Origin of the sequence: Burkholderia anthina (assembly GCF_902498995.1) — a bacterium.
Lineage (GTDB): Bacteria > Pseudomonadota > Gammaproteobacteria > Burkholderiales > Burkholderiaceae > Burkholderia > Burkholderia anthina.
On record NZ_CABVLY010000014.1, the window covers coordinates 95,777 to 111,077 of the forward strand.

12 protein-coding genes are annotated in these 15,301 nt (G+C 67.6%); 5 read left to right on the forward strand and 7 right to left on the reverse strand.

Annotated features, from left to right (window positions below):
• Nucleotides 1-263: 263 nt before the first annotated feature.
• The 3 genes from trpS to BME24068_RS18830 form a co-directional block, all read right to left on the reverse strand.
• Entirely contained in the window at nt 264-1,277 is a 1,014-nt protein-coding gene (gene trpS, locus BME24068_RS18820) for a tryptophan--tRNA ligase (protein ID WP_174926996.1), read from the reverse strand.
• Nucleotides 1,278-1,482: 205 nt separating this feature from the next.
• On the reverse strand, nt 1,483-1,638 hold the full coding sequence (locus BME24068_RS18825) for a hypothetical protein (RefSeq protein WP_172441956.1): 156 nt from the start codon (nt 1,636-1,638) through the stop codon (nt 1,483-1,485).
• Between the two features lie 340 nt (nt 1,639-1,978).
• Entirely contained in the window at nt 1,979-2,305 is a 327-nt protein-coding gene (locus tag BME24068_RS18830) for a hypothetical protein (protein ID WP_174926997.1), read from the reverse strand.
• 101 nt (nt 2,306-2,406) lie between these two features.
• On the opposite strand from BME24068_RS18830, the gene BME24068_RS18835 reads away from it, so the two are divergent.
• The 4 genes from BME24068_RS18835 to argE all read left to right on the forward strand — a co-directional run bounded on the left by BME24068_RS18835 (nt 2,407) and on the right by argE (nt 6,160).
• Nucleotides 2,407-3,753, forward strand: coding sequence for a flavin-containing monooxygenase (locus BME24068_RS18835; protein WP_174926998.1), 1,347 nt, complete (start codon nt 2,407-2,409; stop codon nt 3,751-3,753).
• Between the two features lie 127 nt (nt 3,754-3,880).
• The gene (locus tag BME24068_RS18840) at nt 3,881-4,330 is read left to right on the forward strand and encodes a RidA family protein (protein WP_174926999.1); all 450 of its coding nucleotides are present in this window, start codon (nt 3,881-3,883) and stop codon (nt 4,328-4,330) included.
• Entirely contained in the window at nt 4,327-5,004 is a 678-nt protein-coding gene (locus tag BME24068_RS18845; protein ID WP_174927000.1) for a DUF1028 domain-containing protein, read from the forward strand. Before BME24068_RS18840 ends, BME24068_RS18845 begins: the two co-directional genes overlap by 4 nt.
• Nucleotides 4,997-6,160: an acetylornithine deacetylase gene (argE, locus tag BME24068_RS18850; RefSeq protein WP_174927001.1), complete on the forward strand. Its 1,164-nt coding sequence runs from the start codon at nt 4,997-4,999 to the stop codon at nt 6,158-6,160. Before BME24068_RS18845 ends, argE begins: the two co-directional genes overlap by 8 nt.
• Nucleotides 6,161-6,255: 95 nt before the next feature.
• Here argE and BME24068_RS18855 read toward each other — a convergent pair whose 3' ends face one another.
• Nucleotides 6,256-7,179, reverse strand: coding sequence for a LysR substrate-binding domain-containing protein (locus tag BME24068_RS18855; RefSeq protein WP_096508841.1), 924 nt, complete (start codon nt 7,177-7,179; stop codon nt 6,256-6,258).
• Nucleotides 7,180-7,543: 364 nt separating this feature from the next.
• Between BME24068_RS18855 and BME24068_RS18860 the strand changes: the two genes are divergently transcribed.
• On the forward strand, nt 7,544-8,965 hold the full coding sequence (locus BME24068_RS18860; RefSeq protein WP_096508839.1) for a purine-cytosine permease family protein: 1,422 nt from the start codon (nt 7,544-7,546) through the stop codon (nt 8,963-8,965).
• A 118-nt stretch (nt 8,966-9,083) separates the two neighbouring features.
• On the opposite strand, the gene BME24068_RS18865 is transcribed toward BME24068_RS18860, so the two are convergent.
• The 3 genes from BME24068_RS18865 to BME24068_RS18875 all read right to left on the reverse strand — a co-directional run bounded on the left by BME24068_RS18865 (nt 9,084) and on the right by BME24068_RS18875 (nt 15,205).
• Nucleotides 9,084-11,363, reverse strand: coding sequence for an FdhF/YdeP family oxidoreductase (locus tag BME24068_RS18865; protein WP_174927002.1), 2,280 nt, complete (start codon nt 11,361-11,363; stop codon nt 9,084-9,086).
• 123 nt (nt 11,364-11,486) lie between these two features.
• Nucleotides 11,487-14,333 (reverse strand): ATP-dependent Clp protease ATP-binding subunit, encoded by a 2,847-nt coding sequence (locus tag BME24068_RS18870; RefSeq protein WP_174927003.1) that lies wholly within the window; start codon nt 14,331-14,333, stop codon nt 11,487-11,489.
• 602 nt (nt 14,334-14,935) lie between these two features.
• Nucleotides 14,936-15,205, reverse strand: a complete 270-nt coding sequence (locus BME24068_RS18875) for a hypothetical protein (RefSeq protein ID WP_174927004.1) — start codon at nt 15,203-15,205, stop codon at nt 14,936-14,938.
• Nucleotides 15,206-15,301 lie beyond the last annotated feature (96 nt).

Genomic DNA, 15,301 nt, shown 5'->3' on the forward strand with positions numbered 1-15,301 from the left:
GGAATGGCTCGTTGCCGGTCAATTTCACGAGAAGCCGCCGGTGACGTTTGCGCCGGGAGACGAGTTGGCCGGGAGCGGCGGGATTGCGGTCGCTTGCCGCGTGGTGGCGGGGCGAGCGGCATGGCGGTGCCAGCGAAATCGACCGTTGCCGTTGAAAGGGTGGTTGGCGTGAAATGTTTTCAACCATCAACGATCGCATCTCGCCCCGACACCCGTTTCGGAAGCGCGCGTCGCGAGACGGCGACGCGCGTCACCCTCCCCACTCAATCGAAATACGTAAGCCCCATCGCGCCCTTCACTTCCGCCAGCGTTGCCCCCGCCACCTCGCGCGCATGCATCGTGCCGCGCTTCAGGATTGCCATCACCTCCGCCTTGTCCGCCTCGAACTCACGGCGACGCGCGCGAATCGGCTCGATCAGCGCCTGCAGCCGTTCGTTGAGCACGCGCTTCACGACGCTGTCGCCGAGGCCGCCGCGGCGATAGTGCGCCTTCAGCTCGTCGACCTTCTGCACGTCCGGCTCGAACGCGTCGAGGAACGTGAACACGACGTTGCCCTCGACCTGGCCCGGATCGCTCACGCGCAGGTGATTCGGGTCCGTATACATGTCCTTCACGGCCTGCGCGATCTCGTCGGGCGTCGAGCCGAGCGTGATCGCGTTGCCGAGCGACTTGCTCATCTTCGCCTTGCCGTCGATGCCCGGCAGCCGCGTGACCGCCGACAGCACGGCTTCGCATTCGACCAGCACCGGCTTGTCGACGGTCGCGTTGAAGCGGCGCACGAGTTCGTTGGTCTGCTCGATCATCGGCAACTGGTCGTCGCCGACGGGCACGTGCGTCGCCTTGAACGCGGTGATGTCGGCTGCCTGGCTCACGGGGTAGGTGAGAAAGCCGGCGGGGATGTCGCGCTCGAAGCCGCGCAGTCGGATCTCTTCCTTGATGGTCGGATTGCGCTCGAGGCGCGCGACCGTCACGAGGTTCAGCAGGTATTGCGACAGCTCGGCGAGCTCGGGCACCTGCGACTGGACGACGATCGTCGAGATCGCCGGGTCGATGCCGACGGCCAGATAGTCGAGCGCGACTTCGATTACGTTCTCGGTGACGCGCTGGCGGCGGCCCATGTTGTCGGTGAGCGCCTGCGTGTCGGCGAGCAGCAGGAACTGCGTCGCTTCGTGCTGCATCTGCACGCGTGCGCGCAGCGAGCCGATGTAGTGGCCGAGATGCAGCGGGCCGGTCGTGCGGTCGCCGGTGAGAATGGTCGGTCGGGTCGGGTGCGTCATGGTATGGGTGGGCTCCGGGTTATCGAAGCCGCCAGCCATGACATGAGCGTAGAAACGACAATGCCGCCATGGCTGGCGGCATCACGTTCGGGACATGCAAAAGGAAACGGGCCGCCTGGGTCAGGCGCGCCACCAGCAATGCACGTTCGGCGAGGCGGGTTTGGTTTCCATCTCGAAAGTATAGCGCAGCGGAGACGGGCGTGCGTTAGCGTACGACGGATTCCAGCGCGAGGCGCGCGACTTCGGCGGACGGCCACAGCAGGTACAGCAGGCCGGCCATCAGCAGCAGCGCGCCGGCGCGTACCACGGGCGTACTGTCCTTCTCGCGCAGGGTACGGATGTGCTGCTTCAGTTTCTTCATGCTTGCTGGCGCAACGTGCGCCACTCCAACGGTTGCTGCAACGGGCCGGATGGGCCGGCGCCGGGGTGTTGCGGGTTTTACGGGGCAGGCGGCCGTTCGGCGCGCCTTGTCGACCGGGGCGACGGCCGGATCGGTCGGAGGTGCAAAAAAAGGGGACGATCGAAGGTCCGTTGCCTGCGGTCCAGGCCAGGAGACCGGCATCCTAACAGGTCGGCGGGGCGGGCACAGTCAAGAATTGTGTGAGGGGCGTGGCTGCCGGGGGCAGTGTCGCATGAATCGCCGTGGTGCCGCGATCGGTGTGTCCGATCGACTGGCGGAGGGGTTTCCCGTGTCGTTTGGCTCACGTCGGCCAGCGACTGGCCGGATCGAACGACACCTGCCGCTGATGGCGAATGGCGAGGAGATGCACCGTGTCCTCGATCAGCGCGTAGAGCAGCAAGTAGTGGGTCGTCACGTATTCGCGCAATTCGCTGCCCGCCGCGATGGCGTCGAGCTGCGCTGCCGGACGCGCAATTCCGTACGCCGCAGCGCGGCTGTCGTGATGCCGCCAAACGCGGCCGTCGATCGTCGTGGAAAGCGCGGCGCACCGCGCGCCAGGATGCCGACGCCATTTGCCACGCGCACCCGCCCCAGCTTTTTGCTCGTCAACAACCACAAAAAACATCATTTCGCCCAGGTCTGCCTGTCAGCAGAATGTCTCCATTCCCACTCGCACGATAACGGGCACCCCCCGTGCCGCAGCGAGCCGCACTTCAGAAGGAGACAGCCGTGGCAGTGCAAACAACTTCAATCGATACGCTGGTCGTCGGCGCCGGGCAGGCCGGCGTGGCCATGAGCGAGCACCTGGGCAAGCTCGGCGTGCCCCATCTCGTGCTGGAGCGCGACCGCATCGCCGAACGCTGGCGCACCGGGCGCTGGGATTCGCTGGTCGCGAACGGCCCCGCGTGGCACGACCGCTTCCCGGGGCTCGAATTCGACGGGCTCGCCCCCGATGCGTTCGCATCGAAGGACCAGGTCGCCGACTACTTCGAAGCGTACGCGCGCAAGTTCAATGCACCGATCCGCACCGGCGTCGAAGTGAAGCAGGTCACGCGCAACGCAGGCAAGCCGGGCTTCGTCGTCGAGACGTCCGACGGCACGATCGAGGCGAACCGCGTGGTCGTCGCGACGGGGCCGTTCCAGCGCCCGGTCATTCCGCCGATCGCACCGGACGACACCAGCCTCGTGCAGATCCACTCCGCCGACTACCGCAACCCGGCGCAACTGCCTGACGGCGCGGTACTGGTGGTCGGCGCGGGCTCGTCGGGCGTGCAGATCGCCGACGAGCTGCAGCGTGCGGGCCGGCAGGTCTATCTGTCGGTCGGCCCGCACGACCGGCCGCCGCGCGCCTATCGCGGCCGCGACTTCTGCTGGTGGCTCGGCGTGCTCGGCGAATGGGACAAGGAGGTCGCGACGCCCGGCCGCGAGCACGTGACGATCGCCGTGAGCGGCGCGCGTGGCGGTCACACGGTCGATTTCCGCGCACTCGCGCATCAGGGCGTGACGCTCGTCGGGCTGACGAAGTCGTTCGACGGCGGCGTCGCGGTGTTCGAACGCGATCTCGCAGTCAATCTCGCGCGCGGCGACGAGAACTACCTGTCGCTGCTCGACGCGGCGGACGCCTATGTGGCCCGCAACGGCCTCGATCTGCCGGAAGAGCCGGAAGCACGCCGCATCCTGCCGAATCCGGACTGCGTGACGCAGCCGATCCTCGCGCTCGACCTGGCCGGTGCCGGCGTCGCGTCGATCGTGTGGGCGACCGGTTATGCGGTCGACTACGACTGGCTGAAGGTGGACGCGTTCGCCGCGAACGGCAAGCCGCAGCATCAACGCGGCGTGTCGAAGGAGCCGGGCATCTATTTCCTCGGGCTGCCGTGGCTGTCGCGTCGCGGCTCCAGCTTCATCTGGGGCGTGTGGCACGACGCAAAGCACATCGCCGACCACATCGTCACGCAGCGCAAGTACCTCGACTATCACGACGCGTCGCAACGCCGCGCGCAAACGCGCACGGGGCAGGACGACACGACGCACGGGGCACAGGCCGATGCCCGCCCGCTGGTCGACGCGATCGGCTGATCCGCATGCACGCCGCGGCCCGTGCCCGATACGACGCCCGGACGCGACGCCGCGCCAACCCGAACCCCGCCACGCCGCGACCGCTTCCGGCCCGGCGGGCGAACCCACCGACATTCGAAGGACCTCGATGAGCCAGCCTACCCACACGCGTATCCGCATGTTCAACACGAAGGATACCTACCCGAACCAGACGCTCGACAACGACCTGTGCCAGGCCGTGCGGGCCGGTAACACCGTCTACGTGCGCGGCCAGGTCGGCACCGATTTCGACGGCAACCTGATCGGCCTCGGCGATCCGCGCGCGCAGGCCGAGCAGGCGATGAAGAACGTGAAGCAGTTGCTCGACGAAGCCGGCAGCGACATCACGCACATCGTGAAGACGACGACCTATCTGATCGACCCGCGCTATCGCGAGCCGGTGTACCAGGAAGTCGGCAAGTGGCTGAAGGGCGTGTACCCGATTTCGACGGGGCTCGTCGTGTCGGCGCTCGGCCAGCCGCAGTGGCTGATGGAGATCGACGTGATCGCGGTGATCCCGGACAACTGGCAGTCGAACCGCGCATCGGAGGCGAGATGACTTTCTCCATCGTCGGGCGCTGCCCGGAAACGGGCCAGCTCGGGATCGCGATCAGTTCGTCGAGCATCGCGGTGGGCGCGCGCTGTCCGTGGGTGCGCGCGGGCGTTGGCGCGGTCGCGACGCAGAACGTCACGCTGCCGGCGCTCGGCCCGCAGATCCTCGATCTGGTCGAGCACGAACAGCTCGCGCCGGCCGCCGCGCTCGACCGCGCGCTGAGCGCGAACGGCTGGAGCCAGTACCGGCAGGTCACGGTGATCGACGGGCAGGGACAGACGGCGTGCTTCACGGGCAAGGAAGCGCTCGGCACGCATCATGCGGTGCAGGGCGAGCAATGCGTGGCGGCGGGCAACCTGCTGGCCGCGCCGGCCGTGATCGACGCCATGGCGCGCGCATTCGAGCAGGCGCCCGGGCTGCTCGCCGATCGCCTGCTGGCCGCGATGCATGCGGCGATCGCGGCGGGCGGCGAAGCGGGGCCGGTGCATTCGGCCGCGCTGAAGGTGGCGGGCGACGTGATCTGGCCGATCGTCGACCTGCGCATCGACTGGGCGGATGCCGACCCGATCGGGCAGCTCGATGCACTGTGGCAGGCCTATCGCCCGCAGATGCAGGACTACCAGACGCGCGCGCTGAATCCGACCGTCGCGCCGAGCTACGGAGTGCCGGGCGATGAGTGATCCATCGAGCCGCGCGCTGCTCGAACGGCTGGTCGGCTTCGCGACGGTCAGCCGCGATTCGAACCTCGCGATGATCGCGTTCATCCGCGACTATCTCGACGGCTTCGGCGTCGAGAGCGAACTGTTCTACAACGCGGAACGCACGAAGGCGAGCCTGTACGCGACGATCGGGCCGCGCGATCGCGGCGGCATCGCGCTGTCGGGCCATACCGACGTGGTGCCGGTCGACGGGCAGGCGTGGACGGTCGAGCCGTTCCGGCTGACCGAGCGCGACGGCCGGCTGTACGGGCGCGGCACGGCGGACATGAAGGGCTTCATCGCGTCGGTGCTCGCGGCGGTGCCGGCGTTCGTTGCGCGGCCGCTGAGCCTGCCGGTGCATCTCGCGTTCTCGTACGACGAGGAAGTCGGCTGTCTCGGCGTGCGGCCGATGCTCGACGCGCTGGCTGCGCGCGAACACCGGCCGCGCCTGTGCCTGATCGGCGAGCCGACCGAGCTGAAGCCGGTGCTCGGCCACAAGGGCAAGCTGGCGATGCGCTGTCACGTGAAGGGCGCGGCGTGCCACTCCGCGTATGCGCCGCTCGGCGTCAACGCGATCGACTACGCGGCGAAGCTGATCGGCCGGCTCGGCGAGATCGGCGCGACACTCGCGCGGCCCGAGCATCACGACAGCCGCTTCGATCCGCCGTTCTCGACCGTGCAGACGGGGTTGATCAAGGGCGGCCGCGCGCTGAACATCGTGCCGGCCGAATGCGAGTTCGATTTCGAGGTGCGCGCGCTGCCGGCGTTCGATGCGCACGACGTGCCGAGAAAACTGCAGGACTATGCGGAATCCGAACTGTTGCCGACGATGCGCGCGGTGCAGGCCGATACCGATATCCGTCTGCAGCCGCTCGGCGCGTACCCGGGGCTCGCGACGTCGCCGGACAGCGAAGCCGCGCGGCTGCTCGCGATGCTGAGCGGTTCCGACGCGTTCGGCACCGTCGCGTTCGGCACCGAGGGCGGGCTGTTCGGGCAGGCCGGCATTCCGACGGTGGTGTGCGGGCCGGGCAGCATGGATCAGGGGCACAAGCCCAACGAATTCGTCACGCTCGATCAGCTGCACGGATGCGACGCGATGCTGGGGCGTCTCGTGACGTATCTCGCTTCAGCGGACTGACCGGGCTGCATCGGGCTGCGGCGGGCCGCATCAAGCCGCAAAAAACCGCACGCTGCCGCTTGGCGGCGCGTGCGGTTTTGCTTTTGCGTCCGTCGTCAGCGCGCCGATGCCTCGATGAGCTGCGCAAGCCGCTCGCGGCTGAAATCGACGAACGACTGCGCCTGCTTCGTGAGCTGCCCGCGCTTCAGGCGCGCGGTGACGAGCCCCGACGGGCTCACCGTTTCGCTCAGACCGATCGTCACGACGCGCCGGCCGTCGTACGTGTATTCGGAATGCGGCCGCGTGACGAGCAGCGAGAAGCCGAACCCCTGGCCGACCATGCCGCGCACCATCTCGATCGACGGCGAGCCGAACACGATGTTCGGCGTCAACCCGAGTTCGTGAAACAGGCTGACGAAGTACGTGCGGCTCGGCTGCACGTCGAGCAGGATCATCGGCTCGACGCTGAGATCGCGCAGCGACACGTGCGCCTGCCCGGCAAAGCGATGATTTTCGGGCAGCAGTACGTACGGCTGCTGCGGCGGCATCAGCGGTTCGGTCTCGATCGTGCCGTCGAGGTCGTGGTCGTAGAGGAACGCGAGATCGAACGTGCCGGCGGTCAGCCCCTGCACGAGTTCCTGCTGGTCGCCGTCGCGCAGCCGGATGTTGACGCCGGGGTAGCGCTCGCGAAACCCGGCGATCAGCTGCGGCAGATAGAGCGGCGCGACCGTCTCGAAGCAGCCGATGTCGATCTGTCCGGTGATGACGTCGTTGTCGGCCAGCGCGTTCTGTTCGAATTCGTGCGCGATGCGCAGCAGCTCCTGCGCTTTCCGGTAGAAACGCGTGCCGCTCGGCGTCAGCGACACGCCCTGCGCGTGATGGCGGATGAACAGCTTCACGCCGAAGCTTTCCTCGAGACCCTTGATCGCGCTGGAAATCGACGGTTGTGCGATGAAGAGCTGACGCGACGCTTCGGCGACGCTGCCGGATTCGACCGTCGTCACGAAATATTTCAGTTGCCGCAAAGTGTAGTGAGCCACGAGCACCTCTGATACCGGCGCCGCCGCATGACGCCGCGGCGCGCATCTGTCCATTTCCGTGCGTAGCACCTTACCCGAAGAAGCGTCGTGCCGGAATTTCCGCTACAGAGTTTTTTCGTATGTCCCGAAAATATTTTTAGTATTTTCCGGTCGCTTCATGCATGGCGCACCATCGTCTGCAACCTGGATCGCAACGGCGCCGCACACGCGCTGGCGGCGTGTTCATTCGTCCCCGCAGGCATCGCGCCACGGGGCGCGATCGGCACGTCGTCGCCCGCGTATCCGGACCCGCTTGCAGGCGCGCATCCCGTCGCGCCGGCTGACACGGAAAGCGCGCATCGCGCGCCAGACAGGAGACATCGCCATGACCACCGCGGACCGCAACGCGTCCCCCATGATAGAGAAACACACGATCGGCTACGTGCCGCCGGCCGAGCGCCACGGCAAGGTGCGCGACCTGTTCACGCTCTGGTTCGGCGGCAACATCGCGCCGCTGCCGATCGTGACGGGCGCGCTCGGCGTGCAGATCTTTCACCTGAACCTGATGTGGGGAATCGTCGCGATCGTCGTCGGCCAGGCGGTCGGCGGCGTGCTGATGGCGCTGCATTCGGCGCAGGGCCCGCAGATGGGCATCCCGCAGATGATCCAGAGCCGCGCGCAGTTCGGCTCGTGGGGCGCGCTGCTCGTCACGGTGATCGCGGCGGTGATGTACGTCGGTTTCTTCGCATCGAACATCGTGCTGGCCGGCAAGTCGGTGCACGGCATCGCGTCGTCGGTGCCGGTGCCGGTCGGGATCGTGATCGGCGCGGTGGGCTCGGGGCTGATCGGGATCGTCGGCTACCGGTTCATCCACATCCTGAACCGGATCGGCACGTGGGTGCTCGGCATCGGCATTCTCGTCGGCTTCTGGATGATCCTGTCGCACGTGAGCACCGCCGATTTCCTCACGCGCGGCGGCTTCGACTTCGCGGGCTGGCTCGCGACGGTGTCGCTGTCGGCGTTGTGGCAGATCGCGTTCGCGCCGTACGTGTCGGACTATTCGCGCTACCTGCCGGAAGACGTCGGCGTCGCGTCGACGTTCTGGGCGACCTATCTCGGCTGCACGATCGGCTCGACGCTCGCGTTCATCTTCGGCGCGGTCGCGGTGCTCGCGGTGCCGGCCGGCGCGGACACGATGGATGCGGTGAAGCAGGCGACGGGCCCGCTCGGGCCGCTGATGCTCGTGCTGTTCCTGCTGAGCGTGATCAGCCACAACGCGCTGAACCTGTACGGCGCGGTGCTCGCGGTGATCACGTCGGTGCAGACGTTCGCGTACAAGTGGATTCCGACCGCGAAAGCGCGCGCGGTGGTGTCGGTGGTGATTTTCGTCGGATGCTGTTACGCGGCGATCGGTGCGTCGACGAACTTCGTCGGCAATCTCGTCGACCTGGTGCTCGCGCTGCTGGTCGTGCTGGTGCCGTGGACGGCGATCAACCTGATCGACTTCTACGTGATCCACAAGGGCAAGTACGACATCCAGTCGATCTTCATGGCCGACGGCGGCGTGTATGGCCGCTTCAATCCGCAGGCGCTGCTCGCGTATGCGATCGGGATTCTCGTGCAGATTCCGTTCATGAACACGCCGATGTACGCGGGCCCGATTCCCGCGCATCTCGGCGGCGCGGACTTGTCGTGGGTCGTCGGGCTCGTGCTGACGTCGCCGCTGTACTACTGGCTCGCGACGCGCGACAGCGCGTACCGGCGTCGTCAGACCGGCGCGCATCTGCCGCCGTCGGCGGCGCGGTAAGCGGCGCGTTTCGCGACGCGATGCAAAAGGGCCGGCGCATCGATGACGATGCGCCGGCCGTGGGAAGGGGCAGGGATGCGGCGGGCCGGCTCGCGTGCGTTGCGAGCCGGCCCGCCGGTCAGACGACCGCCGCGCGCGCGACGCGCACCGGCACCGACTTGTACGACGGCGTGCCGCTTTCCTTGTCGATGTAGTCGAGCGGCACGAGCACGTTCGCTTCCGGGTAATACGCGCCGACCGACCCCGGCGCGATGTCGTACTCGATCGCGGTGATCTTCTCGAGGCGCAGCGTGCGGCCCGACGCGGTGATCGTCTCGATGTCGACGAGGTCGCCGTGCTCGAGCCCGTACTTCGCGAGATCCGCGACGTTCATGAACAGCACGTCGCGGCGCCCGAACACGCCGCGATAGCGGTCGTCGAGCCCGTAGATCGTCGTGTTGTACTGGTCGTGGCTGCGCAGCGTGATGAGCCGCAGCACCTGCTCGCCGCCGAGCACGTCCGCGTCTTCCTTTACGCCCGTGTAGACCGAGAACATCGCCTTGCCGGTCGGCGTGGGCCACACGCGCTCGGTGGGCGGCAGCGGCAGCCGGAAGCCGCCGGGCGTGCGGATGCGCTCGTTGAACGCTTCGAAGCCGGGCACGGTGCGATCGATCAGGTCGCGGATGCGGTCGTAGTCGGCGATCAGGTCGAGCCACGCGACCTTGCTGGCCGGCAGCGTCGCATGGGCGATCCCCGCGACGATCGCGGGCTCGGAGCGCAGCTCGTCCGACGCAGGCTTCAGCTTGCCGGCCGACGCGTGCACCATCGACATCGAATCCTCGACGGTGATCGACTGCCGGCCGCTCGCCTGCATGTCGAGCTCGGTGCGGCCGAGCACGGGCAGGATGTAGGTTTCCTTCGCGACCAGCAGGTGCGAGCGGTTCAGCTTCGTGCCGAGATGCACGCTCAGGTCGAGCTTCGCCATCGCCGGGAACGACAGGTCCGGATCGGGCAGCGCGACCGCGAAGTTGCCGCCGAGGCACAGCAGCGCCTTGGCCTGGCCGTCGATCATGGCCTGCATCGCCTGCACGGCGTCGTGCCCGTGATGCGCGGGCGGCTTGAAACCGCACACCTCCTCGATCTTCTGCAGGAACGCGGCCGACGGCTTCTCGGTGATGCCGACCGTGCGGTTGCCCTGCACGTTCGAGTGGCCGCGCAGCGGGCACACGCCCGCGCCGGGCTTGCCGATGTTGCCGCGCATCAGCAGCAGGTCGGCGATCAGGCGCACGGTGGCGGTGCCCTTGTTGTGCTGCGTGACGCCCATCCCGTACGTGACGATCGTCGCGTTCGACTTCGCATACGCGAGCGCGACCTGCTCGAGCTGCGCCTGGGCGAGGCCGCTCGCGCGCTCGATGTCATTCCACGGCGTGGCCTGCAGGTCGGCGGAGAACGTATCGAAACCTTCGGTATGCTGCGCGATGAAGTCGCGGTCGAGCACGTCGCCGCGCTCGGCTTCGAGCTGCAGCAGCGCCTTCATGATGCCCTTGAGCGCGGCCGCGTCGCCGCCCGCATCGACCTGGTAGTACGTCGATGCGATCCGCGTCGAGCCGAACGACGCCATCTCGATCATGTCCTGCGGATCGGCGAAGCGTTCGAGCGCGCGCTCGCGCAGCGGATTGAACACGATGATCGGCACGTTGCGGCGCGAACACTCGTGCAGCGTGCCCATCATCCGCGGATGGTTGGTGCCGGGATTGTGGCCGATCGAGATGATCAGCTCGCAGTGGTCGAAATCCTCCAGCGAGACGGTGCCCTTGCCGATCCCGATCGACTGCGGCAGGCCGACGCTGGTCGGCTCGTGACACATGTTCGAGCAGTCGGGGAAGTTGTTGGTGCCGAGCTCGCGCGCGAACAGCTGATAGAGATACGCGGCTTCGTTGGATGCGCGGCCCGACGTATAGAACTCGACCTGCTCGGGCGGCAGCGCGCGCAGCACTTCGCCGATGCGCGCGAACGCGTCGTCCCATGCGACCGCGCGGAACGTGTCGGTCGCGCGGTCGTAGACGAGCGGATGCGTGAGCCGGCCCATGTTCTCCAGCGCGTAGTCCGACATGCGCAGCAGCGACGCCACGGTGTTCGCCGCGAAGAACTCGGGCGTCACGCGCTTGGTCGTCGCCTCCCAGGTGACGGCCTTCGCCCCGTTCTCGCAGAACTGGAACGTCGACTTGTGTTCCTTGTCGGGCCACGCGCAGCCCGGGCAGTCGAAGCCGTCGGGCTGGTTGGTCCGCATCAGCACGATCGGCGCCTCGATGGTTTCCATCTGCGTGCGCACGGCCTCGGCTGTCGCGCGAAGCGCGCCCCAACCGCCGGCGGGCCCATCGTACTTCCTGATGCCTGGCACTTCGCGTCGATTTGTCATGTGAATCTCCTTGAGCCGGTTCTGCTGCCGGCGGCTCGGGTTGCACCGCATCGCGGCGTGGGGTGGCTCCGTCCGGTGGACGGAGCCGGTCATGCGTGCCTGGGCATCCGCACTTGCGCGGTGTCAGTGCGCGTCCTTCTTCGTACCGGAAGCCTTCTTGCCGGATGGCTTCGCGGCGGGCGGCGGTGCGTCGGATTTTGCTTCGCCATCCTTTGCATCGTCCGATGCCCTGGTCGCCTTGCCGTTCGGCTTCGCCTTTTCCTTGCCGTCGGCGTCCTTCTTCACGTCCTTCGCGTCCTTCGCTTCGGGCGGCGCGAGCTTGTTGAACTTCACTTCATCGTCGGCCTTGTCGTAATCGACCTCGCACCGATCGCCGGACTTCAGCTTGTCCGCGAGGATCTCCTTCGCGAGCTTCGTCTCGATGATCTGGCGTATCTGACGCTTCAGTTCGCGCGCACCGAACTCGGGCTGGTAGCCGGCTTCGGTCAGGTGTTCGACGAGCGAGTCGCCCATCACGAGCGTGATGTCCTGGGCGGCGGCGGTGCGCACCACGCGGTCGAGCTGAATCTGCACGATCGAACGGATGTTCTCCTTCGACAGCGCATGGAACACGATCACCTCGTCGATCCGGTTCAGGAACTCGGGGCGGAAGTGGCCCTTGAGCACCTGCATCAGTTGCTCGCGGATCGCCTTGTCGGTCTTGCGTGCGGCTTCCGGCTGCGTGAGGTTGTCCATGATGATCGCGGCGCCGAGGTTGCTCGTCGCGATGATGATCGTGTTGCTGAAGTCGACCACGCGGCCCTTGCCGTCGGTGAGGCGCCCGTCGTCGAACACCTGCAGCAGCACGTTGTAGACGTCCGGGTGCGCCTTCTCGATCTCGTCGAGCAGGATCACGCTGTACGGCCGGCGCCGCACGCGCTCGGTGAGCTGGCCGCCTTCGTCGTAGCCGACGTAGCCGGGCGGCGCGCCGATCAGCCGCGCGACCGCGTGCCGCTCCATGTACTCGGACATGTCGATGCGGATGATCGCCTGCTCGTCGCCGAACACGGTTTCGGCCAGCGCCTTCGCGAGCTCCGTCTTGCCGACGCCGGTCGGCCCGAGGAACAGGAACGTCGCGATCGGCCGGTGGGTCTGGCCGAGCCCCGCGCGCGACAGCCGCACCGCGTCGCTGACGGCGACCACCGCGTCGTTCTGGCCGACCACGCGCTCGCGCAGCTGCTCTTCCATCTTCAGCAGCTTCTGGCGCTCTTCCTGCGTGAGCTCGGACACCGGGATGCCGGTCAGCCGCGACACGACTTCGGCGACCGATTCGACGGTCACTTCGAGCGTTTCCGAGCCGGTCTTGCGCTGCCACGCTTCCATCTTCTCGTCGAGGGACTGCTGCTTCTCGTTGATCTGCTCCTCGAACTGCTTCGCCTGGTCGAAGCGCTTGCGCGACGTCGCGTAGTCCTGCTCGCGCTTCAGTTGCGCGATCTGCGCTTCGCCTTCCTGGATGTCGACCGGGCGCGAGGTCGCGCCGATCCGCACGCGCGCGGCGGCCTGGTCGATCAGGTCGATCGCCTTGTCGGGCAGGAAGCGCGACGTGATGTAGCGATCGGCGAACTCGGCGGCCGCGACGAACGCGTCGTCGGCGAACGTCACCTGATGGTGGGCCTCGAGGCTGTCGCGCAGCCCGCGCAGGATCACGATGGTCTGCTCGACGCTCGGCTCCGGCACGAACACCGGTTGAAAGCGCCGTTCGAGCGCGGCGTCCTTCTCGATATGCTTCTGGTATTCGTTGAGCGTGGTCGCGCCGATCAGGCTCAGCTCGCCGCGCGCGAGCGCGGGCTTCAGCACGTTCGCGATGTCGAGGCCGCCTTCGCCGCCGCCCTGACCCGCGCCGACGATCGTGTGCAGCTCGTCGATGAACAGGATCAGTTCGTCATGCTTCGCAGTCACTTCGTCGATCAGCTGCTTCGCGCGCTCCTCGAATTCGCCGCGATACTTCGCGCCGGCCACCATCGAGTTGATGTTGACTTCGACGAGCCGCTTGCCGCGCAGCACCTCGGGCACGTCGCCGTTCACGATCCGCTGCGCCAGCCCCTCGACGATCGCCGTCTTGCCGACGCCCGGCTCGCCGATCAGCACGGGGTTGTTCTTCTTGCGGCGCGCGAGCACCTCGATCGTGCTCTCGATTTCCTGCGCGCGGCCGAGCACCGGGTCGAGCTTGCCCTGGCGCGCGATCGCGGTGAGGTCGCGGCCGAACTTGTCGAGGTTCGGCGTGCCGGTCGGCGCATCGACGCGGCCGTCTTCCGCCCCCTTGCCGACCACCTTCACGACCTTCTGGCGCAGCGCCTCCGGCGTCACGCCGTATTTCTTCAGCAGCGTACCGGCGATGCTGTCCGGCACCGATGCGAGGCCGATCAGCAGATGCTCGGGGCCGATGTACGAGTGGCCGAGATCGCGCGATGCCTGGAACGCGTACTGCACGGCCTTTTTCACGCGCGGCGAGATCGACAGCTTGTCGAGCGACGCGTCGGGGGACGCGGTGCCGGTGTGCGCGTGCGCGTCGATGTAGGCCTTGATGTCCTGCGGCGACAGCTTCAGTTCCTTCAACAGCGCGGCGCATACGTCGGTGTCGGCGAGCGCGTACAGCAGGTGTTCGGTGTCGAGTTCGGTGCGGCGCAGCTCGTGTGCCTTTTCGGCCGCGTGCTGCAGCAGTTCGAGCGTCTGCTCGCTGAACGCGTCGGTCGGGTCGACCGATTCGCGCGGAATCTCGGCGGCGAGCGGCGATTCGTCGCCGGGCTCGCCGAACAGCGACGACCCGCCGCCGCCCAGCAGCGAATCGAACGGGTTCAGCATGCTCTGATGCCGCATCAGCTGACGGAAATGGTAGTCGCAGATCGAGATCGTCTTGCGCTCGCCGTCCTGCATCACGGTGGCGCGCGCAACGGCCGGCCGGACGTGACAGATATCGCAAAGTGCGGGCATGGTGGTCTGGCTCCTGTCAATGAACGTGGATCGAAGGGGAAGTGCCGATGCGGTACGACGCCGTGGCGTACCGGCCGCGCCGCGACCGGTGGTGCGCGCGCCGCGCCCGCCCGATCGCGCAGCGCGCGCCGGTGCGGCGCACGGCCGTGGCCGACGCCGGCGGCACCGGTGCCGCGCATAGCCCGCAACATCACTGCGACTGCGTTCAAAATAGCGAATCGGCCGGGGGCCTCCAAGACACAGTTCCGCGCCGGCCCGGCCGCGAATTGCACCCTCACATGCGTGCGTGCGCGTGCGGCAAGGAGCACAGCGGCGCGCGCATGCGGCTGCGGCGTGCGCAATGCGGAAAAATGCCGGCGCGCGACACGCGCGAAGCGCGGTGCGGCATCGGCGCGCAGGGCGCCGGCAGTCGGCAAACGGGAAGGCGGAGGCGGGAGGAAACGCGGTGCGCACGCATCGGCGCGACGGTGCGGTGCGGCAGCGTACGAGGGGGCGTTACGTTGCGCCGCGCGCGCACCGCCACCGGTGCGTGGCGCGGCGCCGATGACGGGGAGGGCGGGTTGCACGGTATGGGCCGGACATGGCGCGACCGTGGTGGGGTGTCAGTCCGCGAGCGTCATCGCGAGCCGCTGCCGCGCGATCTGCTTCACGTCGGTTGACAGTGCCGCATTCTGCAGACCATTGGCCCAGACGGAGAACGAATCCTCGATCAGGTTGCGGGTGTCGGGCGGCAGCTCGGCCAGCATCAGCGACACGACGGTGAACAGCACGGCGGTGTCGCCGGCCTGGCGGCTCGCGTTGGCGTCGACGGCTTGTTTCAGGTTGTCGATCGACGCTTGCAGCGCCTGTAATGCGTCATTCGATTCGCTCATTTCGCGCTCCATGCGGGATGGTTCGGTCGGCGACGAACGTGCGGCCGGCGAGGCGGCCGGTGCGCGCGACGCCCGGCCGGCATCGCGCGCGAGCGG